Below are 24,095 nucleotides of genomic sequence, written 5' to 3' on the forward strand. Positions count from 1 at the left end.
TTCTTTTCCATGATAATTCTCCTTTCATTTTAAATCTGTCATTTTAAGAAGGAGTATTTATAACTTCATTAACTAATTGGTGTTCCGTTTCCATCCGCATCAAAGTGATAGGTTTGCCCTTTAATAGTAATGTCAATATTTGACAAACGGGCACCTGAGTTAGCATCGTAGTAGTGGATTTTACCATCAACGGTGACTAGTTCACCTTTGGCTTGTTTACCGTTGCTATGGAAGTAGACTGGGACGTTGTCAATGGTTTGCTCACCAGTCAAGGCGTACCAGTTTGGACCAAAGTAATACCAACTACCTTCCCATTCATGGTACTGATTTTTAAGAGCAGCGCCTGTTGCTTCATCCAGATAGTAGATGTGACTACTGTCAGGGATAGTATCACTGTAATGCGCATAGATGAGCTCACCTCTACTTTGCATTCCGTAGTAGTATTTACGAGTAGGGAGTCCAAAATAGTAGAGTTCGCCATCGATAACTTGAACTGAGACTAATTTGCCTCCCTTACCGTCTAGATAGTACCAGTGATTATCTTTGGTTCTGACGAAACCAGCTTTTGTGACCTTTTTACCATCAAATCCGATATAGTCTCCACTATCTCCGTGGCCTGTGAATTCTCCGAAGGCCTGATGACCATCTCCAACGATAAGATTCACTTCTTCACCATGAACAATATGTGTTCCTGAGTAAACTTTTCTACCCTCTGGGCCAACATAATAGCGTTTGCCATCGACTTCGACGATTTGGTCTCGGACAGCAGCACCAGTGTCTTTGTCATAAAAATGATCAGCATTGGCAAAAATACCTTTGGCTTGGACACCGTCTTTATCAAAATAGACCTCTACACCGTCTATAGTTTGGGCACCAATTAATTTATCGCCCTTATCATTGACATAGTACCACTTGCCATCTTTTTCGACATAACGGTTGGTAACGAGGGCTCCACTATCTTTATCATAATAATGGCCGTTTGGCGCAAAGTCACCTTTAACTTGGACACCATCATCATAGAAGTAGACATTTACAAAATCAACAGTTTGAGCACCGATTAAGAGGCGACCATCTTTATCGCTGTAGTACCAGTTGCCTTCGTCATCAGACCAATAACGATTGCAAACCAGTTGACCACTGTCTTTTTGGAAATAATAGGTATTGCCATCAAGAATGACAAAGGCATCCTTGGCTTGAACCCCATTAGGGTAGAAGTAGAGTGTGAAGTTGTCAACAATTTGTTTACCAGTAAGTGCTTTACCATCTTGACCAAAGTAGTACCAATTACCCATTTTGTCAGAGGCAAAGGCATTGCGCGTGATTTGACCACTATCCTTAGCAAAATGATAGGTACTACCATCAATCTGACGGGTGTCGTCTTTGACTTGTTTACCATCAGCATCAAAGTAAACGTCTACATAGTCAATAGTTTGTAGACCAGTAAGCACCTTGCCATCCTTAACATAGTACCAGTTACCTTGGTCATCGCTAGTGTATTGACCGTCTGTAACCACTGTTTTTTCGACTACTTCAGGGCTAGCACCTACCTCAGAATGCACAGTTTCCGGGCTGGCTGCTTCCGAACTAGCTGTGCTTGTGACTTCAGAGCTTGGTTTTTCAGAAACAATTTCTGTTGAAGCAACTTCAGAGCTGGCCACTGGCGCTTCTGATGCTGTGGCAGCTTCACTCGAAGCGGTAGTAGTTGTGTTTTCTTCAGGTTTAGCTGTGGCTTCATTACTTGCTGGAGCCTCGACGTCGATAGCACCTTCTTTGATGATGGCTTCAACAGTCGCTTCATTAACAGGGGTAGGCTGTTCTTCAGCTGAAGCGTAGTTAAGGCCTGCAAAACTCAATCCTAAAGTGAGTCCTGTCACTGCAATAGTTACCCAATGTTTTTTAACTTTGTGAAGTTTAAAATGTACTTTCTTTTCCATGATAATTCTCCTTTCATTTTAAACTTTTTACATATCACAAAATAAGGGCTGTCATGAGATTTTATGAATAGTGAGCATTGGGTAGAGTCCCTAAGGCTGTGGGTCAATTTTCTTAATGACAATCCTTATTTCTCCATGTCTCCTCAATTTCGGTATTGTGAGACTGTTCAAGGCAAACATGAGTCCTAACGAAATGATTCTAGAAAAACGAGAGTCGTTCGGAATTTTCCTCCTTTCTAAGCACGGAAGATCTCGTTTATTTTGGGTTTCTAAGACACAAAAAACTAGAGCTTACTAGTATGAGGCGTCCCTCTAGAGCTCTAGTTTGAAATGATGCTGTATTTTTAGAAATGAGCCCTAGTTTGATGGTTCAAAGTGACTCAGGAATGGTCATCCTACTATGATTCTTATTTAGGCATTAGGCAACTAATGTCAATCTTTTAGATAATCCCCAAGTGTCCTTTAAAGTAAGATTAAAACGCTTACATGTTCACCTAGCTTCATTATAATCCTTTTTTAAGAATAAACAATAGAAACTAACAGAAATACCCAAAATGCTAAAATATTGACATCATTTTATTTCAAATAAGGATTTTTCAGAGCTAGTGTCAGAGTTTAAGGGTGTATAGGAAAAAATAGAAGCAACAAAAACCCTTTCAATAACCATTGAAAGGGTTGATACTTAGTCAATGCGAAATGATTATCTGGAATTCCATATCTTAAACGGAGAATTAAATCTCTGTAGATTTACCATTTTTATCAAAGGAATAAGTCTTACCATTAATTGTTCGAATGGTATTAGTTAGGAGTTCCCCAGTATTATCATCAAAATAGAGATTGCCATTGTAATCTAAAATAAATTGCCCTTTGACTTGTTTACCTTGTTCATCAAAGTAGTAGTGTTTGCCATCTATGATTTGATCAAAGACGAGTGCTTTGCCGTCAGCACCAAAGTAGTAGGTATTCCCCCGCCAATTGATGAATTGATTGGTTACAGCAGCTCCTGTGTCGGCATCAAAGTAATAATAAGCGTAAGGTTCTGACTTAACAACTTCAGTAGTATTTGCTGTCCAGTTTCGATCATAGTCTTCAGCCTCAGGACTAAGTACTCTGTCTTTAGCGAGATACCCTGAAGTGTAATAGATGGCTCTAAAATTTTCAAAATAGTAGAGTTTGCCATCAATATTTTGGAGATAGAGAAGCTTTTCGCTCTTGTCGTTAATGTAACACCATTGTCCGTTACCAACTTCGACGAGACCAGCTTTATAGACTGCAGCCCCTGTTTTCTTGTCATAATATGGCCCTGTACCAAAGAAATTAAAGTCCCCTCTTCGAGCTGAACCATTTTCTCTGAAATAATATTCCTTCCCATCTATGATTTGTTTACCAGTTAGAGGCTTGCCCTCGCTATCAAAATAGTACAAATCATCATCAAGGTCTATAAACTGATTTCGAGGGACTGCATGTGGTGCACCGGTCTCTTTGTCATAATAGTAGCCATTGACAATTGTATTTCTGGCTTGTCGGTGAGTTTTTGGATTAAAGTAAACCTTAATCCTATTGATGGTGTGTTCACCTGAAAGAAGATTGCCTTGATCGTCAGCATAATACCAATGGCCACCGTCAGTGAAGTAACCCCCTTTGATGAGGGCGCCATTATCTTTGTCATAGTAGTGAATCCCACTATCACTTACATCTCCTGACTCAGTAACAAACTTCCCTTTGACTTGCTTACCGTTTGACTTATCAAAGTAGACATCGACACCATCAATAGTGTGCGCCCCTTTGAGAATGGTTCCATCAGCATCAGCATAGTACCAATTATCATTAAAATTAAAGTATTGCTGTTTAAGGAGGGCACCATTATCTTTGTCATAGAATTTAACAGTGCTTAGCCCATAATTTGGATTTTCTGCACTACCGTATTCGTTGATGAAAACTCCCTTGGCTTGTTTTCCAGTGGTTGTATCAAAATAGACCTCAACACCATCAATAGTTTGTTGCCCTTTGAGAATGGTTCCTGTTGATCCAATATAGTACCAGTCATCATTCACTTGAACATAACGATTTGTACCCAAATCTGTTAAGGCACCGGTATGTTGGTCGTAATAACGGCCATTCTCAGCAAAGTTACCCTTAACCTGTTTACCACGATAATCTTCGAAGTAAACATGGTCACCGTTGATAGTATGTTCACCTGTTACGGCTTTTCCTTCTTTATCAACATAATACCAATCTTGACCGACTTGGACATAGCTGTTAGTTACGGGCGCTCCGCTTCTAGCATCATAATATTTGCCATTAGATGCAAAGTCTCCCTTAACTTGGACGCCTGTAGTATCGTCAAAATAGTACTCTATACCATCAATAACGGTAGCACCTTTGATAGCTTTGTTGTAGGTTCCAATATAGTAGCTCTTATCACCTACTGTTACCAAACGATTAGTGACGAGGTCTCCATCGTTGATGTCATGGAAATTATTATCGTCATCAAAGTCACCTTTGACTTGCTTACCATCCTTGTCGAAGTAGACTTGAGCGCCATTAATAACTTTTCGACCTTTGACAAAAGCTCCGTCGCTACCAACATAGTACCAATTTCCTTTTATATTGACGTAGTGGTTAGTACCAAAATCTTTTAGGATACCATCTTGATCATAGTAGTGGCCAGTACTTGAAAAAACATCAAACAGTTGTCGACCGTCTTGAGGGTCGAAGTAGACTTGTTTGCCTTCGATAGTTTGTTCTCCTAAGCTAGGCGTGCCTTCAGCGTTAAGGTAATAACGCTCTTTTCTTTGAGTTTGCTTATTGTAGGCTACAAGGTATTGGTTTGTGACTAAAGCACCATTGTCGTCACCATAGTAATATAACTTCTTAGGATTAGAAGCATCTTTTACAAAATGGTTTCGAACCTGCTTACCGCTCTCTTTTTCAAAATAGACTTGCTTTCCATCTATGATCTGAGGACCCTTGACGATAGCTCCATCACTTCCAGCATAGTACCAATCCTCTCCAATTTGGAAGTAGTTATTTGTGCCGAAATCTACCTGTTCACCTTTCTCATTATAGTATCGGTTGTCTCTCCCAAAGGCATTTTTGAGCATAGCCCCCGTACTGCCTGGCTGCCAATTATCATTGAAATATACATGGACACCATTAATAACGTGAGGGCCTTTTAGAGCGTAGCCATTTTCATCAATATAGTAGGTGTCATCTTTGTAGGTGACATAGCTATTTGTGACCAAGGCTCCTTTTTCATTATCATAATATTTTCTATCCCCGGCAAATTCACCTCGGGCTTGGGCACCAGTTTTATAGAAGTAGACCTTAATACCATCAACAGTCTGAGGGCCTACGAGGTCCTTTCCGTTAGCATCTCTATAGTGCCAGAGTCCGTAGTCTCCAAGATAGTATTCTCCACCAGTAATATTGGTTTCACTGGATGTAGCCGGAGTATTCGAATTAGCTTCACTTGTCGCTGTAGAAGTGACAGTTGATGTTGAAGCAGTAGTGCTTGCAGTGTTTGGGCTTTCGCTAGCAGCTTGACTCTGACTCCCTGCTTGTGAGGCTGAGTCACTAGTCGCTTCAGAAGTCGCAAGAAGAGGATTTGCTGTTTCTGTACTGTTTGATGAGACATTTTCAGTCGTAGAAGCAGCACTTGTTTCTGATAGGCCTACAGCACTTGAAGAATGAGTCTCGACCAAATCAGCAGTCGTTTCGACAGTCGCAGTCGTAACTGTTGTCGTATCGAGATTTGTAGGCTTATCTGTGGTGAGCTCTTCAGCAAAGACAGGTCTTGCAATTAAAGCAAAACTAGCTAAAGCAGTTGCACAAGATAGGGAAACAAGACGCTTTTTAGACGCCAATCTAAAGAAATTAGAATTCACTTTCATAACCTTCCTCCTTTTCTTAACTATTATTATAAATGTTATCATTTTTTAATCAAGAGATTATAAAAGATTTAGATAAAAAGAATGAATACCTTTACATTTTTAATGTTTTAAAGGGAGAAAAAACAAAATGAATTTGATCAAATAGTTCATGAGTTCTTATTTCAAAAACGAAAAAAGAAGTCGATAACCCGACTTCCTTTCATCTTTATATTTCTTAATTATCCGACAAGTTTTCCGTTACCATCAGCGTCGAATTGGTAGGTCTTGCCTTTAATCGTGAGAATGGCGTTTGACACACGGGCTCCAGTATTAGCATCGTAGTAGTGTGGGACACCGTTGACTTCGATAAGCTCACCTTTGGCCTGTTTACCAGACTCGTAGAGGTAAACCACTTGACCATCAATAACAGCTTCACCAGATTCTGGGCGGATGGCATTACCATCTTCACCAAAGTAGTACCAAGCACCACGATCGTAGATGTAGCGATTTTTAACAGCTTCACCAGTGTTTTCATCAAAGTAGTAACGTCTAGTTATTTCAAACTTGTTCCACATAGAATAAACAGGTGCTATGTTTGAATTAGCAACGAAGTCAACTATTTCTCCTTTTACTTGTTTCCCGTATTGGATATATTTGGAAGCTCCGCTAGCAATGAAATAGTAGAGCTTTCCGTCAATGTTTTGAAGTCCCATGAGTCTGTTACCGTTGTCATCAAGGTAGAACCAGTCTCCTGAATTACGTTTAACAAAACCTTTGTGAGTAACTTTCTCACCAGTTTTACCATCGTAGAAGTCCCCACCAAAAGATCCTTCTGAGTAGTAGGCAAAATCACCCTTGATTTGGAAGCCGTGGTAAGGATGGAAAAAAAGACTTTTCCCATCGATTGTTTGCGCACCAAATAGGCGTTTGCCTTCAGAGTTGATGTAGTACCATCTTTTGTTAAGGTAGATAAACTGGTTACGAGGTAGATCAACGAGATGTCCATTGTCCTTGTCATAGTAATTGCCATCTGATGCGAATTCCCCTTTGACTTGTCTACCATCATATTCGAAGAAGACCTTTTGGTTCCCGTAAACAGTCTGGGCTCCCTTTAGTCTCTTTCCATCTGTCCCAGCATAATACCAACTATCACCAAGCTTATAGAATTGGTTTTTGACGAGATCACCAGTTAAGTCACTGTAGTATAGACTGTTAGGGTCGGTGTTACCTTTAATTTGTCGACCAGTACGTTGATTAAAATAAAGCTCTCATCCGTCAATGGTTTGAGCACCTTTTACAATCTTTCCTTGGTTATCTACGTAGTACCAGTTATTATCCACTTTAACAAACTGATTTTTTCCAAAGTCAACACGAGCACCTGAATCCTCATCATAGTAATAACCATTACTTGCAAAGTTGCCTTTTACTTGAGTACCGTAATTTTGATCAAAGTAAACGTCTTGATTATTAATGGTCTGTTCTCCAAAGAGTTTTCTACCCTCTGCATCTACGTAGAACCATAGACTTGCTCCTCGTCTAACATAACTATTAGTAACACGCTGACCCGAGTTACCATCATAATAATAACCGTCTTCGGCGAAATCTCCCTTGACTTGTCGCCCATTGTTTTCAAAGTAAACGTTTTGACCATCAATGGTTTGTGCGCCTTTGAGGTTTTCACCATTGGCGTCTTTATAGTACCAATTACCTTTGTCATCACTGTAGTAGTGACCAGTTGAAGCGCTTGACTCAGTATTGGTGGCTTGGGCCTCAACTGCGTTTGTTGCTATAGCAGGTTGATCAGGTGTCTGTTCTTGGCTAACAGTCACTGTAGTGAGATTAGTGCCTGCGTCAGTGTTTACACTTGCTGCCTCTTCTGAAGTGTTAGCAGTCGCTTCTGTCGCTGGCTTGGCATCGACAACTTTTGTCTCAACTAGATCAGCTGTTGTTTCGACATTGGCGGTTGTCGTAGCTCTAGTGTCGAGGTTGGCAGTGCTGTCAGCTGTTGCTTCCTCGGCAAGGGCAGGCTTAGCAATAAAGGCAAAACTAGCAAGAGCAGTTGCGCATGAGAGCGCAAGAAGACGATGTTTGGACGTCTGTCCAGCAAAATTAGAATGTACTTTCATAATTTTCCTCCTTTTTCCTAAGTTTTATTATATCTGAAAGGGACTGACTTTCCTAGGTTTTTCTGCCAGCTTACGCCAAAATGCAAGAAAATTTAGAAGATTCTTTCAGAAATCTAGAGGATGGAGTAGGTTCCTCTCAAATAATCTCTCTGTGCTTTAATCTTTTTCCATTATAGACCGGACACGGTCTTAGTCAGATGAAAAATTAGAGTCTTTCTATCTAAAATTTTCTTTTCAGAATTGTCTTTTTGGGGGCTGCTTCTCTCATAGTTTTGCTATCTCTTAAGCTTAATTGAAGCTTACTTTAATGTTCGAAAACCTTTAAGAACAAGCTTTTGAAGGTGTTTAAGAATCGAAAACTCTCTATTTAAGACCTTACATGAAGTGTAAGGTCTCATTTTCGCTAATCAGAGTTAATATAACTGAGCTTGTGGCAGAGATTTATGAAAAGAAGATGACTTTTTCCTATTTGTAATTTGTCTGAATATATCATAGAGTAGAGTCAACAACAGAAAAAGGATGATTGATATAGATGGAAAATAAGGTACGTTTTAAACTACACAAGGTTAAGAAAAACTGGGTAACTATCGGGGTGACTACTCTCTCAATGGTTGCCTTGGCAGGTGGAAGCCTCCTAGCTCAAGGTAAGGTAGAGGCCGATGAGACAAGCACGCCAAATGGAGATGGCTTGCAGCAACTGAGTGAGGATGGGACTGCCAGTCTAGTGACGACAACAACTGTTACTGAGCAAGCTAGTGCTCAAGCAAGTGTGTCAGCAGTAGAAACAGTTGGAACAAACTCACAGGCGACGACAAGTGCGGTCGCTCAAGAGGCAACTGCTCAAGCACAAAGCAGTCAAGTTATCGATCAAGAAGTGGCAGTTTCTTCGCAAACTCAAGCTAGTGCCCAAGAGACACAGACTACGGAACAGGCCTCACAAGGTCAGGCTACGACTCAAGTAGCTGGGCAAACAAGTGCTCAGTCTACTCCAAGTGTGACAGAACAAGCAAGACCTAGAGTCTTGACCAATGCTGCACCAGCAATCGCCACACGCGCTGCTGACAGCACTATTCGTATCAATGCTAACCGTAACACTAACATCACGATTACTGCCAGCGGTACGACACCAAATGTAACCATTATCACAGGGCCAAACACGCCTAAACCAAACGTGACGGTGACAAGTCCAAATGGCACAAGACCAAATGTGACCATTGTAACGCAGCCAAATCAACCAAACAAACCTGTTCAACCAAGTCAACCGTCTCAACCTAACAAGCCAGTCCAACCAAGTCAGTCAAGTCTTGACTATAAACCAGTAGCTTCCAACTTGAAGACTATCGATGGCAAGCAGTATTATGTTGAAAATGGCGTTGTGAAAAAGAACACAGCGATTGAACTTGATGGTCGCCTTTATTATTTCGATGAGACTGGGGCTATGGTGGATCAAAGTAAACCTTTGTATCGTGCCGATGCCATTCCAAATAACTCTATCTATGCGGTTTATAACCAGGCCTATGATACGTCAAGTAAGAGTTTTGAACACTTGGATAATTTCTTGACGGCTGATAGCTGGTACCGTCCAAAACAGATTTTGAAGGATGGGAAGAATTGGACAGCTTCAACTGAGAAAGATTATCGTCCCCTTTTGATGACTTGGTGGCCAGACAAGGTGACACAAGTCAACTACCTCAACTATATGAGCCAACAAGGGTTTGGTAATAAGACCTATACGACAGATATGATGAGCTATGACTTGGCAGCTGCTGCCGAAACGGTGCAACGAGGAATTGAGGAACGTATTGGTCGCGAGGGCAATACCACTTGGCTTCGCCAGTTGATGTCAGATTTCATCAAAACACAGCCTGGCTGGAACTCTGAGAGTGAGGACAATCTCTTAGTTGGTAAAGACCACTTGCAAGGAGGAGCACTGACCTTCCTCAATAATAGTGCGACAAGTCATGCCAATTCAGACTTCCGCCTCATGAACCGCACACCGACTAACCAAACGGGGACACGCAAATACCATATTGACCGTTCAAATGGTGGTTACGAGTTGCTCTTGGCAAACGATATCGACAACTCTAACCCAGCTGTTCAGGCTGAACAACTAAACTGGCTCCACTACATCATGAATATTGGTTCTATCCTTGGCAATGATCCAAGTGCCAACTTTGACGGTGTTCGTATCGATGCGGTGGACAATGTGGATGCGGACCTCTTGCAGATTGCTTCTGACTACTTTAAGGAAAAATACCGTGTCGCAGATAATGAAGCAAATGCCATTGCCCACTTGTCGATTCTTGAAGCTTGGTCTTACAATGACCACCAATACAACAAGGATACCAAGGGTGCTCAGTTGTCCATTGACAATCCCCTACGTGAAACGCTTTTGACAACTTTCTTGCGTAAGAGCAATTACCGTGGTAGCTTGGAACGTGTCATTACTAACTCTCTTAACAATCGTTCGAGTGAGCAGAAACATACGCCACGTGATGCCAATTATATTTTCGTACGTGCCCATGATAGTGAAGTGCAAGCTGTTTTGGCCAATATCATCAGCAAGCAGATTAATCCAAAAACAGATGGTTTCACCTTCACTATGGATGAGCTCAAACAGGCCTTCGAAATCTACAATGCGGACATGCGCAAGGCTGATAAAAAGTACACCCAGTACAATATTCCAGCTGCCTATGCCACAATGTTGACCAACAAGGACAGTATCACTCGTGTTTACTACGGGGACCTCTTTACCGACGATGGCCAATATATGGCTCAAAAATCACCGTACTATAATGCCATCGATGCCCTGCTTCGTGCTCGCATCAAATATGTAGCAGGTGGTCAAGACATGAAGGTCACTAAGCTTAATGGCTATGAAATCATGTCGTCTGTGCGTTATGGTAAGGGTGCAGAAGAAGCCAACCAGCTTGGTACTGCCGAGACACGTAACCAAGGAATGCTCGTCCTTACAGCCAACCGTCCAGATATGAAGTTGGCAGCTAATGACCGTTTGGTGGTCAATATGGGAGCTGCCCACAAAAATCAGGCTTACCGTCCATTGCTTCTCAGCAAATCGACAGGTCTTGCGACCTACCTCAAGGATTCTAATGTGCCAGCTGGATTGGTTCGCTATACGGACAATCTAGGGAACTTGACCTTCACAGCAGACGATATTGCTGGTCATTCAACCGTTGAAGTTTCAGGTTATTTGGCAGTTTGGGTGCCAGTAGGTGCTTCTGAAAACCAAGATGCCCGCACCAAGGCTTCGACAATCAAGAAGGGTGAGCAGGTCTTTGAATCATCAGCAGCTCTTGACTCACAGGTCATTTACGAAGGCTTCTCAAACTTCCAAGATTTCGTTAAGACACCAAGTCAGTACACCAACCGTGTCATTGCTCAAAATACCAAACGATTCAAAGAGTGGGGAATCACTTCCTTTGAATTTGCGCCACAATATGTGTCTAGCCAAGACGGCACTTTCTTGGATTCTATCATTGAAAATGGCTACGCCTTCGAGGACCGCTACGATATTGCCATGAGCAAGAACAACAAATACGGTTCGCTCAAAGACCTTATGGATGCCCTTCGTGCCCTTCACACTGAAGGTATCTCAGCCATTGCTGACTGGGTTCCAGACCAAATTTACAACCTTCCTGGAAAAGAAGTGGTAACAGCTTCACGTACCAACAGCTACGGCACACCACGTCCAAATGCCGAAATCTACAATAGTCTCTATGCAGCTAAAACACGTACCTTTGGAAATGACTTCCAAGGCAAGTACGGTGGTGCCTTCCTTGATGAATTGAAGGCAAAATACCCAGCTATCTTTGAGCGCGTGCAGATTTCAAACGGCCGTAAATTGACAACCAATGAGAAAATCACGCAATGGTCAGCCAAGTATTTCAATGGAAGCAATATCCAAGGCACAGGAGCTCGCTATGTCTTGCAAGATAACGCCACAAACCAATACTTCAACCTGAAAGCAGGTCAAACCTTCCTTCCTAAACAAATGACAGAAATCACAGCAACTGGTTTCCGTAGGGTGGGAGATAAGGTCCAATACCTATCAACGAGTGGTTACCTTGCTAAGAATACCTTCATTCAAATCGGTGCCAACCAGTGGTATTACTTTGATAAGAATGGCAACATGGTCACAGGTGAACAGGTCATTGATGGTAAGAAATACTTCTTCCTAGACAATGGGCTTCAGCTACGTCATGTCCTTCGCCAAGGCAGTGATGGTCACGTCTATTACTACGATCCTAAAGGGGTTCAGGCCTTTAACGGATTCTACGACTTTGCAGGTCCTCGCCAAGACGTTCGCTATTTTGATGGCAACGGTCAAATGTATCGTGGTCTCCACGACATGTATGGCACAACCTTCTATTTCGATGAAAAGACTGGTATTCAAGCCAAAGACAAGTTCATCCGCTTTGCGGACGGACGCACACGTTACTTCATTCCAGATACAGGAAATCTCGCAGTCAACCGTTTTGCGCAAAATCCTGAAAACAAGGCTTGGTATTACCTCGATAGCAACGGTTATGCCGTGACAGGACTACAAACCATTAACGGTAAACAGTATTACTTTGACAATGAAGGACGACAAGTTAAAGGACACTTTGTCACTATCAATAACCAACGTTACTTCCTTGATGGCGATAGTGGTGAAATTGCCCGTTCACGCTTTGTGACGGAAAACAACAAGTGGTACTATGTCGATGGCAATGGTAAGTTGGTTAAAGGTGCTCAAGTCATTAATGGTAATCACTATTATTTCAACAATGATTATAGCCAAGTCAAGGGTGCCTGGGCCAACGGCCGTTACTATGATGGTGACTCAGGTCAGGCCGTAACCAACCGCTTTGTCCAAGTTGGTGCCAACAAATGGGCTTACCTCAACCAAAATGGTCAAAAGGTAGTTGGTCTCCAGCATATCAATGGTAAACTTTACTACTTTGAAGGCAATGGGGTCCAAGCCAAGGGTAAACTCCTTACCTATAAAGGTAAGAAATACTACTTTGATGCCAATAGTGGTGAAGCCGTAACCAATCGCTTCATCCAAATTTCTCGCGGTGTTTGGTATTACTTTAACGCCTCAGGCCAAGCCGTAACTGGTGAACAAGTCATCAACGGCCAACACCTCTACTTTGACGCTTCTGGCCGTCAGGTCAAAGGCCGTTACGTCTGGGTTAAAGGCCAACGCCGTTACTATGACGCCAATACTGGAGCTTGGGTCAGAAAACGATAAGTAGGCATAAGAAAATGTATTTTTGAGACTATCCCAGAAGCTTATAGATTGAAAATCAGCAGCTTTCCACATAATTTCAAAACTTTTAAGTACTTGAAGTATTTTCTTTCAAGTACTTTTCTTTTATCATTTCCCTCGAAATGTCTAGTGGATTGTAAGCAAACAATGAGTTTGATTAATAGAATCGTCAATAAACTGCTTACTTTCGTTTTAAACTATACTCAGTCCTCTAATGAAGGGGGAGCTAAAACGGCTAAACATCGGAATTTCTGTGTGAATTTAAGAAAATCCGAACGTTATTTTTAGTAACGTTTTCTAACATATAAAGGTTATAGGTATATATCTTAGGCTTGTTTCTTCAAATGGATTATGGGTAGAAGGTTAGTCTTATGAGACTAGGGTTATGCATCTGTAATTGTATTCGCTTCCAAAATCCCTTAACATAGTATAGAGAAATAAAGTTATATTGAAAGGTGTATGTTATGGAAAAGAAAGTTGGATTTAAGTTGCACAAGGTCAAGAAAAACTGGGTGACTATTGGAGTTAGTACGCTGTCGATGGTTGCACTTGCGGGTGGAGCTCTTTTAGCAGATCAATCGGCACAAGCAGATGAAGTGTCTCTTCCTAATGGTGACGGTTTTGAACAAACAGATGCAGGCATTGAGTCAAGTGCTTCATTGATTAATGAAAGTTACTCACCAACCTTGACGGAAGATGCTGGCCATTTGTCAGCAGTGTCATCTAACTATGGCAGTCAAACAAACTCAAGCTACGAGTCTTCATCATCTACCTCAACAGGAGGCTCATCACAGACTGTGGTAGGTGGCGGAGCTGGTCAAGTGAGTTCGTCACAATCTTCTCAAGTAGTAGGAACACAAACCTCTAATTCATCACAAACGGGTTCTGCTTACCAATCAAGTAGCATTTCATCATCAGTAAGTGCTAGTGCGTCAAGTTCGTCAAGCTCATCAAGTTCAGCTTGGTATTCTTACTCGTCGTCATCATCATGGTCTTCATCATCGTCAGCTAGCGGTTTTGCGACAATTACGACAAGTTCGTCTGACTCAAACGGCATTCATTGGAATGGTGGTCGAAACACGACAATTACCATCACGGCTTCAGGAACGACGCCGAATGTGACTATCGTTTCGAACTCTAATAAACTGTTTCCAAATGTGACAGTAGGTCAATCAAACGGTTCAAATGCTAATGTCACTATCATTTCACAAGGTAACCAGCAAAATAACTCAGGTTACCAAATCATCACAGGTGAGACTAAACCAAGTGTTGATTCGAACAATGCCAAGTCTTCATTTGTACGTGTAGGCGAAAATCAATGGTATTATTACGACCAATATGGCCAAAAGGTCAAAGGTGAAAAGGTTATCGATGGTAAGGCTTATTACTTCCTTGAAAATGGTCTCCAAGCTCGTGACTCACTTGTTAAAGGTAGCGATGGTTACACCTATTACTATGATAAAAATGGTGTGAAAGCTATCAACGGCTTCTACGATTTTGCTGGTTACCGTAAAGATGTCCGCTACTTTGATTGTTACGGACACATGGCTACTGGTCTCCTTGAAATGGGGAGCACAACCTTCTACTTTGATACACAAACAGGTATCCAAGCTAAAGACAAGTTTATTCGCTTCTCAGATGGTCGTATCCGTTACTTCATCCCTGATACTGGTAATATGGCTGTCAATACCTTTGTTCAAAATAAAGAAAACCAAGCTTGGTACTACCTAGATGAACATGGTTACGCTGTGACAGGAAAACGTATCATCAATGGTAAAGAATACTGCTTTGACTCAGAAGGCCGTCAAATCAAAGGTCAGATGATGCAACAAGGTAACAAGCAATACTACATTTCTGCCCAAACAGGTGAAATGGCTGTGTCACGCTTTATCTTTGAAAACAACAACTGGTATTATGCGGATGCTTTTGGTTGCCTCGTTCAAGGTGCAAAAGTGATTGATGGTAAACTCTATTACTTCAACAAAGACCATAGTCAGCTAAAAGGTGGCTGGGCTGAAGGCCGTTACTATGATGCCGTCACTGGTCAAGCAGTCATCAACCAATTCATTCAAATTGCGGCTAATCAATGGGCGTACCTTAACCAAGATGGTCACAAAGTGACAGGTCTTCAAAATATTAACAATAAAGTTTACTACTTTGGTAGCAATGGTGCTCAAGTCAAAGGTAAATTGCTCACTGTCCAAGGTAAGAAATGTTACTTTGATGCCCACACTGGTGAGCAAGTGGTAAACCGCTTTGTCGAAGCTGGACGTGGTTGCTGGTATTACTTCAACGCAGCAGGTCAAGCAGTGACTGGAAAACAGGTCATCAATGGCAAACAGCTTTACTTTGATGGTTCAGGTCGTCAAGTGAAAGGACGTTATGTTTATGTTGGTGGCAAACGCCTCTTCTGCGATGCCAAAACTGGTGAATTGAGACAGCGTCGTTAATTAATATGTACTTTAAAATCTAGAGCGAATTTTTCCTTTTCCTATCTAAATTATTATTATTTTCCTATCATAACTCTAGATGATTAAATAAACGAAAAAGCCAGCATTTGCTGGTTTTTTTTGAGTTGTTTTAGAGAAACTGTCAGTGTACACCCAGATGCTTTTTCACACTTAAATCCTAATAATTTTGTCCCTCTCATATTCGCAAGGAGGAGCTATAGCCGTGTTATAATGGGTATTATATTTGCATGTAGGAAAAAAGAGTTAGAGGTAGTTATGGGGAACTATTTTCATTAAACTCGAGGTGTAATTGACTTCTTAAAGGAGAGAAATTATGGTTATTTTGGCTTGGATTATCATTGTCATATTATTTATCTTCATTTCGAATTACTACTTTTATAAAACAGACTTCAGAAAACGAAAATACCCATTACTCTATGCGATTATTGAAACCATAGCTGATTTGTTCACTAGGTAATATCTCTAACCCGAACCTTCTCTTTCATCTTAGAAAAAGAAGGTTTTTTTATTTAAAATTAAATTAATATTGTTGGATGATTCTATCGTCTAAAAAAGTCTAAATCCTAACGATTTTAGTTGGTTTTATGTTATCCTTAGTGCATTTGTTCACAAGGTGTATTTATTAGGCAGATTATTAAAGGACGTTTTCTGAGAAAACGAAGGTAGATACATTAAACTGATATTACAGTTGTGTAATTGTATTCCCTTGTCAAATAGCTTATGATAGTAGTAATATAAGGGAAAAAGGTAAATATTATGGAACAAAAAGTACGCTTTAAAATGCATAAAGTGAAGAAGAATTGGGTGACTATTGGGGTGACAGCACTCTCAATGGTTACTGTTGCTGGTGGAACTTTGTTGGCGGATCAACAGGTTCAGGCCGATGAGCAAAATCCTGCGAATCAGTCAGGTGATAGCAGTCAGAATCTGCTTCAAGAAACGCCAGCTACAACTAATGATGCAGCAACTACAGTAGCACCAACTATCTCAGCGGATGCTAATACTGCGAGCGTGGCTATTCCTGTCGCAGATGCGACTAGCACGACAACCGATGTTACAGATAGGGCAGCGGCACCTGCTGCAAACACAGCGACAGTTGATACTAACTCAGGTCAAGCTGCACCAAGTACAAATGTGCAAGCAGCTGCAGCTGATACGAGTGCTACAACGACAGATACAAATAATGCGACTGCAACAGCTACTACAGACCGTGCAGCAACAACTGAGACGGCAAATACAGAAGCTCGTACACGTAGTCGTCGTGCCTTGGCAGAAACTCGTGAAGCCAATACCAATACAGCGACTGGTATCCAATGGATTAACGGCAAACAATACTATGTCAATAGTGACGGTAGTGTGCGTAAGAACTTCGTCTTTGAGCAAGATGGGAAGTCATATTACTTTGATGCTGAAACAGGGGCTCTTGCGACCAAGTCACAGGATGAATTTTCAACAGAACCTATCAAGGCAACTGTGGATTTTTCATCTGGAAATCAGCTCTACAAAAACGATAACAAATCTTTGGACCAACTCGACACCTTCATCACAGCAGATGCTTGGTACCGTCCAAAGAGTATTCTCAAGGATGGTAAGACTTGGACAGCTTCAACTGAAGCGGACAAACGTCCACTCTTGATGGTTTGGTGGCCTGACAAATCAACTCAGGTTAACTACCTAAACTACATGCAAAATCAAGGTCTTGGTGCGGGATCATTTTCAACCAACTCTAGCCAGGAAAGTCTAAATCTAGCTGCTAAAGCTGTTCAGACTAAGATTGAAGAACGTATTGCGCGTGAAGGCAATACAAACTGGTTGCGTACAAGTATCGACCAGTTCATCAAGACTCAGCCAGGTTGGAATAGTAGCACTGAAAATAGTTCCTACGACCACTTGCAAGGTGGACAGTTGCTCTTTAACAACAGTAAGGGTGATACTGGTAACCGTACTAGCTACGCCAACTCTGACTATCGTTTGCTTAACCGCACACCGACTAATCAGACGGGTACACGTAAGTACTTCAAGGACAATTCTATCGGTGGTCTTGAGTTCTTGCTTGCCAACGATATTGATAACTCAAACCCAGCTGTTCAGGCGGAACAACTTAACTGGCTCCACTTTATGATGAATATCGGAAGTATCATGGCCAACGATCCAACAGCCAACTTTGACGGTTTGCGTGTCGATGCCTTGGACAATGTGGATGCTGACCTTCTCCAAATCGCTTCTGATTACTTCAAAGCAGCCTATGGGGTTGACAAGTCTGAAGCCAATGCGATCAAACACTTGTCATACTTGGAAGCTTGGTCTGCCAACGACCCATATTACAACAAGGACAATAAGGGAGCACAACTGCCGATTGATAATGCCCTTCGTAATGCCCTTACCAACCTTTTGATGCGTGATAAAAATACACGTATGCAGCTTGGAGACATGACTGCCTTCATCAATAGTAGTTTGAACCCACGTGGTGCCAATGATAAAAACGGTGAGCGTATGGCTAACTATATTTTCACCCGTGCCCACGATACAGAAGCGCAAACCATTATTCAACGTATCATCCGTAATCGTATCAACCCAAATTTATTTGGTTACAATTTCACTCGTGATGAAATCAAGAAAGCCTTCGAGATTTACAATGAGGATATTGATAAGGCTCACAAGACTTATGCGTCATACAACTTGCCATCTGTTTATGCTCTCATGTTGACCAACAAGGACTCTGTAACACGAGTTTATTACGGAGACCTCTACCGTGAAGATGGTCACTACATGGCTAAGAAGACGCCTTACTTTGATGCCATCGACACCCTCTTGCGTGCCCGTATCAAGTATGTAGCTGGTGGTCAAGACATGGAAGTGAAGAAAGTCGGAAATGATGGCCTCTTGACATCTGTTCGTTATGGTAAAGGTGCCAATAACAGAACTGATTTGGGAACTTCAGAAACTCGTACGCAAGGTATGGGTGTCATCATGACCAACAACTATGATTTCCGCTTGGGTAGCAATGAAACTGTAACGATGAACATGGGTAGAGCTCACCGTAATCAGCTTTATCGCCCATTGCTTTTGACAACAAAAGATGGTATAGCAACCTACCTCAACGATTCTGATGTGCCTAAAAACCTTCTGAAACGTACTGACTGGAATGGGAACTTGACCTTCAATGCCAACGATGTTTTTGGTGTGGAAAATGTCCAAGTCTCAGGTTACCTCGGTGTCTGGGTACCATACGGAGCTAAGGCTAATCAAGATGCACGTACACAGCCAAGTAATCGTGCCAATAGCGACGGTCAAGTTTACAAGTCTTCAGCAGCCCTTGATTCGCAAGTCATGTATGAAGCCTTCTCAAACTTCCAAGCCTTTGCGGACGATCAACCTGAACTTTACATGAACCGTGTCTTGGCTAAGAACACTGACTTGCTCAAAGCTTGGGGAATCACGTCAGTCGGACTTCCACCACAGTACGTTTCAAGTAAGGATGGTACCTTCCTTGACTCAACAATTGACAATGGTTATGCCTTTGATGACCGTTACGATATGGCCTTGAGTCAAAATAATAAATACGGATCACTTGAGGACCTCCTTAACGTCCTTCGTGCCCTCCACAAAGACGGTATTCAAGCCATTGCTGACTGGGTGCCAGACCAAATCTATAACCTCCCTGGAAAAGAAGTGGTAAATGCGACACGTGTTAACGGATATGGTAACCACCAAGTAGGCTACCAAATCATTGACCAAGCCTATGTGGCTAATACTCGTACAGATGGTACAGACTATCAAGGTAGATACGGTGGTGCCTTCCTTGATGAGCTTAAAGCTAAGTACCCATCTATTTTCAACCGTGTGCAAATCTCAAATGGTAAGCAGTTGCCTACAAATGAAAAGATTACCAAATGGTCTGCTAAGTACTTCAACGGAACTAACATCCTTGGACGAGGCATCAACTATGTCCTTCGTGATGACAAGACCAACCAGTACTTTAATACCTCAGCTAACAGTCAACTCTTGCCAACACCACTTCGTGACACAGGTGCCATCACAAGCACTCAAGTCTTCCAACGTCGTGGACAAGACGTTTACTTCCTTCGTGATAACCAAACCGTTAAGAATGAATTTGTTAAAGATGGTAACGGTAACTGGTATTACTTCGGTGGTGACGGTAAGATGACCAAAGGTGCCCAAAACATCAATAACAAGGATTACTATTTCTTTGACAATGGTATCCAATTGCGTAACGCCCTTCGTCGTGCTAGCAACGGCTATACCTACTATTACGGTCTAGACGGTGCCATGGTTAAGAATGCCTTCGTTGATTTTGATGACAAACATAAGCAGGTTCGTGCCTTTACGACTCAAGGAACAATGGTAGTAGGTAACCTTCATTGGAGTGGCCACCATTTCTACTTTGACCGTGAAACTGGTATTCAGGCTAAGGATCGCATTGTCCGTACAGATGATGGCAAATTGCATTACTATGTTGCTGAAACTGGTGATATGGGACGTAACGTCTTTGCGACTGATAGCAGCACAGGCAAGCGTTATTACTTCGATGCTGATGGTAACACTGTGACAGGTTCACGTGTCATTGACGGTAAGACTTATTACTTTAACCAAGATGGTAGTGTCGGTACGGCCTACAGCAATCGTGCAGATTCTATTATCTTTGAAAATGGTAAGGCTCGTTATATCACACCAGCAGGCGAAATCGGACGTAGCATCTTTGTCTACAACCCAGCAACTAAGGCTTGGAACTACTTTGATAAAGAGGGGAACCGTGTCACTGGACGTCAATACATTGACGGTCACCTCTATTACTTCAAGGAAGATGGTAGCCAAGCCAAGGGTGAAATTATCGAAGAAAATGGCATCAAATATTATTATGAGCCAGAATCAGGTATTCTTGCTAGCGGACGCTATCTCCAAGTAGGTGATGACCAGTGGATGTACTTCAAACACGATGGTTCACTGGCTATCGGCCAAGTTCGTGCTGATCATGGATACCTTAAGTACTTTGATAAAAATGGTATCCAAGTTAAGGGGAAAACTGTTGTCGAAGATGGTAAGACTTATTACTATGATGCCCACAGTGGAGCTCTTGTCACAAGCAGCTTTGCTGAGATTGCACCAAACCAATGGTCTTACTTCAATACTGATGGCCAAGCCCTTAAAGGCAAGTGGACTATCAATGGCAAGGAATACTACTTTGACGAAAATGGTATCCAATACAAAGGCAAGGCCATTAAGGTCGGCAGTCGTTACAAGTACTATGACGAAAACGACGGTCAACCTGTAACCAACCGCTTTGCTCAAATCGAGCCAAACGTCTGGGCTTATTTCGGAGCTGATGGCTATGCCGTAACAGGCGAACAAGTCATCAATGGCCAACACCTTTACTTTGACCAATCAGGTCGCCAAGTTAAAGGTGCCTACGTCACAGTCAACGGCCAACGCCGTTACTACGATGCCAACACCGGCGAATATATCCCAGGAAGATAAGCAGTAGTAGCCCATGTAACTGACTAGAGAACACACAGCCGAGAATGAGGGAAAATTCTCAAGAAAAAAGATCGGGAAAACGGTCTTTTTTTGTATCTCTATTTCGATTTTTTCGAAATAGTCTTGACAGTAGTCTATGAAAAGCGTAGAATATTTTTCAAAAAAAGAAAATAGGTGTGCTCACCAAGATAGCATTTCTTTCCGAATTCGATGATAGTATAAATCAAATGTTTACCTTGAGAAAAGCAGGATCTATTTAGGGAGTGTTCTAGTTGACAAAAAGTAATAATATCCAAATTGAAGATATCTTAAACAATATCTATAATCTGATTCTAAATCCAGAAACAACTGAAGAAGAGAGAAACTTGCTCGTAACGTTTAAAAACGAAATAGAAGTTGGAAAGAAGGATAATGGTGAACTTCTTGCAGAGTTACGCAGAGCTATTCAAGTTCTAGCTGTCGACAATCTTTCTAAAGGGATTTCACTGAGTTCAGGATTGAGTGAATTGAGTAAGACACTCACAGAATTCCAAAATGAATCAGAACGTAACGCTAATCTAGCAATAGGATTGTCATCAATCGCCATGTTTTTGAGATGATTTATCTGTTTGTGATGCTTAATAATTAAAATGACAAAAAAGATCGTGAAAACGGTCTTTTTTGTGCTCCTATTTAGATTATTTTCGAAATAGTCTTGACAGTGCTTTCAGAAAAGCGTAGAATCTATTTCGAAAAGTATGGAAATAGGTATTCTGACTCAAGTCGTATTGATGCTCCGTTTCAATGAAAGGATAAATCAAATGGAAACATTCCTTTTTATGACAATTCTTACCATGTTAGTTATCGCCGTAATTGGTTTTATCATTCTGAAGAAAAGATGGCAATTTTCAATCAAGCTCTTCTTAGTAGGTCTGATTGGTTTTGCCTTACCTGTCATGATGATTGAAGGACCTATCAATGCTGTGGCTCTTTCTGGTCTTGCTCACTCTTCTAAATGGTTGCCCATTCTTTATGGAGGATTTATGGCTGGCCTTGTTGAAGAAACAACACGCTATTTGGTTTTTAAGATTCTCGAAAAGAAAAGAAGTTTGATGACGTCTGATATTGTAGCCTACGGTTTTGGACATGGTCTTAGTGAATTTATCTTGATTGGAGTGATGGGCTTACTCACTAACATAATTGTTTTACAGGCCATCCATTCAGGTCAGGCCAGTCAGTTACCTTCACTTCTAGTAGGTCAGGTCAAACAATTAACAGGCTTTGCTGTTGTTATGTCTCTCTTTGAAAGACTAGTTGCCTTACTACTACAAGTCTTGCTTACAGCTTGGGATTTTCTAGCAGTCACTAAGCATAAGCTCTCATTCTATTTTGTGGCGATATTACTTCATGCTACCATCGATTTTTTGGCAGGTGCTTATCAACAAGGAATAGTTAGCAATCTCTTACTAATCGAAGCCATTTTAGCTATTTATGTTCTAGGTGTAGGACTCCTGACAAGCAAAATTTGGAAGAAGGAGGGAAGTCATGGGATTATCAGAAACACTTAAAGCTATCTCTGCCCCTGTGAGGAGAGAAATTTTAGACTATCTAAAGTCTGGGCCCAAGTCTGCAGGTGAAATCAGCCAGCAGTTTGACTTGGCTCCCGCAACAGTTTCTCATCATTTGTCTACCTTGAGAAAAGCAGGACTTATTGAAGAAGAAAAGCAGAAGAATTTTATTTACTATAGTTTGAACTTGACTGTTTTTGAAGAAATTCTAACCTGGATTCAGTCACTTGGAGGAAAAGAAGATGAAAAATAATATGCAAAGAGTCATTGGCAATCTAGTAATACTCACACCGGTTATTGTCGGCTTAGCCCTTTACCAGCAACTCCCAAATCGGGTGGCTATCCACTTTAATGTGGAAGAACAAGCCAATGGTTTTATGAATCGCAATCTAGCAATAGTTGTCCTTCCTTTTATTGCTCTTGCCATTTATAATCTCTTATTTTCATATTTTAAACAAATAACCATTTCATTCTTAAAAGAGTTTATGTTATGGCTTATTCCGATTTCTGCAGTTATCATTCAAGGTCTCGTATTGACTGTTGCCATGGGCGGACATGTCCAAGTTCGATTGACTGTCATTTGGTTAGTGGCACTCATTTTTCTAGTAATCGGAAATTATCTTCCTAAAAGTATTGGTCTAGCTACTAAAAATCACAGTGAGAGCAGTAACTCAGTAGCGAGAAAGTTAGGTTACCTAATGGTTGCAATGAGTCTTGCCTTGTTAATCAGCCTATGCTTTAACCCCTATACTACAATTATTATTTTAGGTGTTTTTGTAGTTCTAATCTTGAGTATCTTGTTACCCAATTTTCGCTATTTAAGAAATTAAAGAGAAGTAATCGTCTGATTACTTCTTTCAGATTGAAAACAAAGTCCTTGGAAACTTGTGTTCCAAGGACTTTATCTTCAATCTGTACTGAGAAATTCATCTCAGCTTTCTTTGTGATAGTCAAAGCGAATGACTTGCTCCGTTGCATCTACATACGCGTGGACTCCAAAGGGAACAATCGCTCTTGGTGTGGCATGGCCGACATTCAGATTATAGACAATCGGGATATTGCTATCAATGATATCCAATAGTGCTTCTTTATAGTCGTCATAGAAGGTTTCATCCATAGGTTTTCCGATCAAGAGTCCACTGATGACCGCGAATATGCCCGTGTCCTTTAAAGTTCGCAACATCTTTTTGAAGTCTTCAGGCTTAGGCTTTTCTTCGCTTGTTTCTAGCAAGAGGATTTTTCCTTCCCAGTCTGACAAGTCAGGGAAAAGTTTGTATCTTTGGCAGAGGTCTGTGCTATCTGCGTGTAGAGAGTTGTCAAAAATATCATAGAGAGACTCGAGGCAACCACCGAGGATTTCTCCCTCAAACTGAGCAT

At 41.4% G+C, this 24,095-nt stretch carries 11 protein-coding genes and 2 pseudogenes; 7 read left to right on the plus strand and 6 right to left on the minus strand.

Annotated elements, in window-relative coordinates; translation table 11 throughout:
- Positions 1 to 68: 68 nt before the first annotated feature.
- The 5 genes and pseudogenes from HMPREF3112_RS03345 to HMPREF3112_RS11595 form a co-directional block, all read right to left on the minus strand.
- Positions 69 to 1,934: a KxYKxGKxW signal peptide domain-containing protein gene (locus tag HMPREF3112_RS03345; protein WP_070438056.1), complete on the minus strand. Its 1,866-nt coding sequence runs from the start codon at positions 1,932 to 1,934 to the stop codon at positions 69 to 71.
- 731 nt (positions 1,935 to 2,665) lie between these two features.
- The gene (locus tag HMPREF3112_RS03350; protein ID WP_038676406.1) at positions 2,666 to 5,827 is read right to left on the minus strand and encodes a hypothetical protein; all 3,162 of its coding nucleotides are present in this window, start codon (positions 5,825 to 5,827) and stop codon (positions 2,666 to 2,668) included.
- 218 nt (positions 5,828 to 6,045) lie between these two features.
- Positions 6,046 to 6,519, minus strand: coding sequence for a hypothetical protein (locus HMPREF3112_RS11585; protein ID WP_070438060.1), 474 nt, complete (start codon positions 6,517 to 6,519; stop codon positions 6,046 to 6,048).
- A gap of 72 nt (positions 6,520 to 6,591) precedes the next feature.
- A pseudogene (locus tag HMPREF3112_RS11590) lies at positions 6,592 to 7,041 on the minus strand (hypothetical protein); the annotation flags it as partial.
- 33 nt (positions 7,042 to 7,074) lie between these two features.
- Positions 7,075 to 7,932: a hypothetical protein gene (locus tag HMPREF3112_RS11595; RefSeq protein WP_038676402.1), complete on the minus strand. Its 858-nt coding sequence runs from the start codon at positions 7,930 to 7,932 to the stop codon at positions 7,075 to 7,077.
- Between the two features lie 532 nt (positions 7,933 to 8,464).
- Here HMPREF3112_RS11595 and HMPREF3112_RS03365 point away from each other — a divergent pair.
- From HMPREF3112_RS03365 to HMPREF3112_RS03400, 7 genes are all read left to right on the plus strand, one after another.
- Positions 8,465 to 13,186: a glycoside hydrolase family 70 protein gene (locus HMPREF3112_RS03365; protein WP_070438064.1), complete on the plus strand. Its 4,722-nt coding sequence runs from the start codon at positions 8,465 to 8,467 to the stop codon at positions 13,184 to 13,186.
- Between the two features lie 482 nt (positions 13,187 to 13,668).
- Positions 13,669 to 15,654: a KxYKxGKxW signal peptide domain-containing protein gene (locus HMPREF3112_RS03370; protein ID WP_070438067.1), complete on the plus strand. Its 1,986-nt coding sequence runs from the start codon at positions 13,669 to 13,671 to the stop codon at positions 15,652 to 15,654.
- Positions 15,655 to 16,431: 777 nt separating this feature from the next.
- Complete coding sequence (locus HMPREF3112_RS03380; RefSeq protein ID WP_070438073.1) at positions 16,432 to 21,171, plus strand: glycoside hydrolase family 70 protein; 4,740 nt, start codon at positions 16,432 to 16,434, stop codon at positions 21,169 to 21,171.
- 272 nt (positions 21,172 to 21,443) lie between these two features.
- The gene (locus tag HMPREF3112_RS03385; protein ID WP_021143892.1) at positions 21,444 to 21,770 is read left to right on the plus strand and encodes a bacteriocin immunity family protein; all 327 of its coding nucleotides are present in this window, start codon (positions 21,444 to 21,446) and stop codon (positions 21,768 to 21,770) included.
- A gap of 201 nt (positions 21,771 to 21,971) precedes the next feature.
- Positions 21,972 to 22,718 carry a YhfC family glutamic-type intramembrane protease gene (locus tag HMPREF3112_RS03390; protein WP_060934009.1) on the plus strand — a complete coding sequence of 249 codons (747 nt, stop codon included), beginning with the start codon at positions 21,972 to 21,974 and terminating at the stop codon, positions 22,716 to 22,718.
- Positions 22,696 to 22,971, plus strand: coding sequence for an autorepressor SdpR family transcription factor (locus HMPREF3112_RS03395; RefSeq protein WP_002891308.1), 276 nt, complete (start codon positions 22,696 to 22,698; stop codon positions 22,969 to 22,971). Before HMPREF3112_RS03390 ends, HMPREF3112_RS03395 begins: the two co-directional genes overlap by 23 nt.
- Positions 22,961 to 23,548 (plus strand): DUF1648 domain-containing protein, encoded by a 588-nt coding sequence (locus tag HMPREF3112_RS03400; protein WP_070438076.1) that lies wholly within the window; start codon positions 22,961 to 22,963, stop codon positions 23,546 to 23,548. Before HMPREF3112_RS03395 ends, HMPREF3112_RS03400 begins: the two co-directional genes overlap by 11 nt.
- Positions 23,549 to 23,649: 101 nt before the next feature.
- Here the strand turns inward: HMPREF3112_RS03400 and HMPREF3112_RS11600 are convergent.
- Positions 23,650 to 24,095 (minus strand): annotated as a pseudogene (locus HMPREF3112_RS11600) (LD-carboxypeptidase); the annotation flags it as partial.

Source organism: Streptococcus sp. HMSC10E12, assembly GCF_001807855.1.
Taxonomy (GTDB): domain Bacteria; phylum Bacillota; class Bacilli; order Lactobacillales; family Streptococcaceae; genus Streptococcus; species Streptococcus salivarius.

Excerpts from the sequence above, each read along its gene's own strand:
- HMPREF3112_RS03345 (WP_070438056.1), bottom strand. The coding sequence starts at position 1,934 with ATGGAAAAGAAAGTACATTTTAAACTTCACAAAGTTAAAAAACATTGG.
- HMPREF3112_RS03350 (WP_038676406.1), bottom strand. The coding sequence starts at position 5,827 with ATGAAAGTGAATTCTAATTTCTTTAGATTGGCGTCTAAAAAGCGTCTT.
- HMPREF3112_RS11585 (WP_070438060.1), bottom strand. The coding sequence starts at position 6,519 with ATGGGACTTCAAAACATTGACGGAAAGCTCTACTATTTCATTGCTAGC.
- HMPREF3112_RS11595 (WP_038676402.1), bottom strand. The coding sequence starts at position 7,932 with ATGAAAGTACATTCTAATTTTGCTGGACAGACGTCCAAACATCGTCTT.
- HMPREF3112_RS03365 (WP_070438064.1), top strand. The coding sequence starts at position 8,465 with ATGGAAAATAAGGTACGTTTTAAACTACACAAGGTTAAGAAAAACTGG.
- HMPREF3112_RS03370 (WP_070438067.1), top strand. The coding sequence starts at position 13,669 with ATGGAAAAGAAAGTTGGATTTAAGTTGCACAAGGTCAAGAAAAACTGG.
- HMPREF3112_RS03380 (WP_070438073.1), top strand. The coding sequence starts at position 16,432 with ATGGAACAAAAAGTACGCTTTAAAATGCATAAAGTGAAGAAGAATTGG.
- HMPREF3112_RS03390 (WP_060934009.1), top strand. The coding sequence starts at position 21,972 with ATGGAAACATTCCTTTTTATGACAATTCTTACCATGTTAGTTATCGCC.
- HMPREF3112_RS03395 (WP_002891308.1), top strand. The coding sequence starts at position 22,696 with ATGGGATTATCAGAAACACTTAAAGCTATCTCTGCCCCTGTGAGGAGA.
- HMPREF3112_RS03400 (WP_070438076.1), top strand. The coding sequence starts at position 22,961 with ATGAAAAATAATATGCAAAGAGTCATTGGCAATCTAGTAATACTCACA.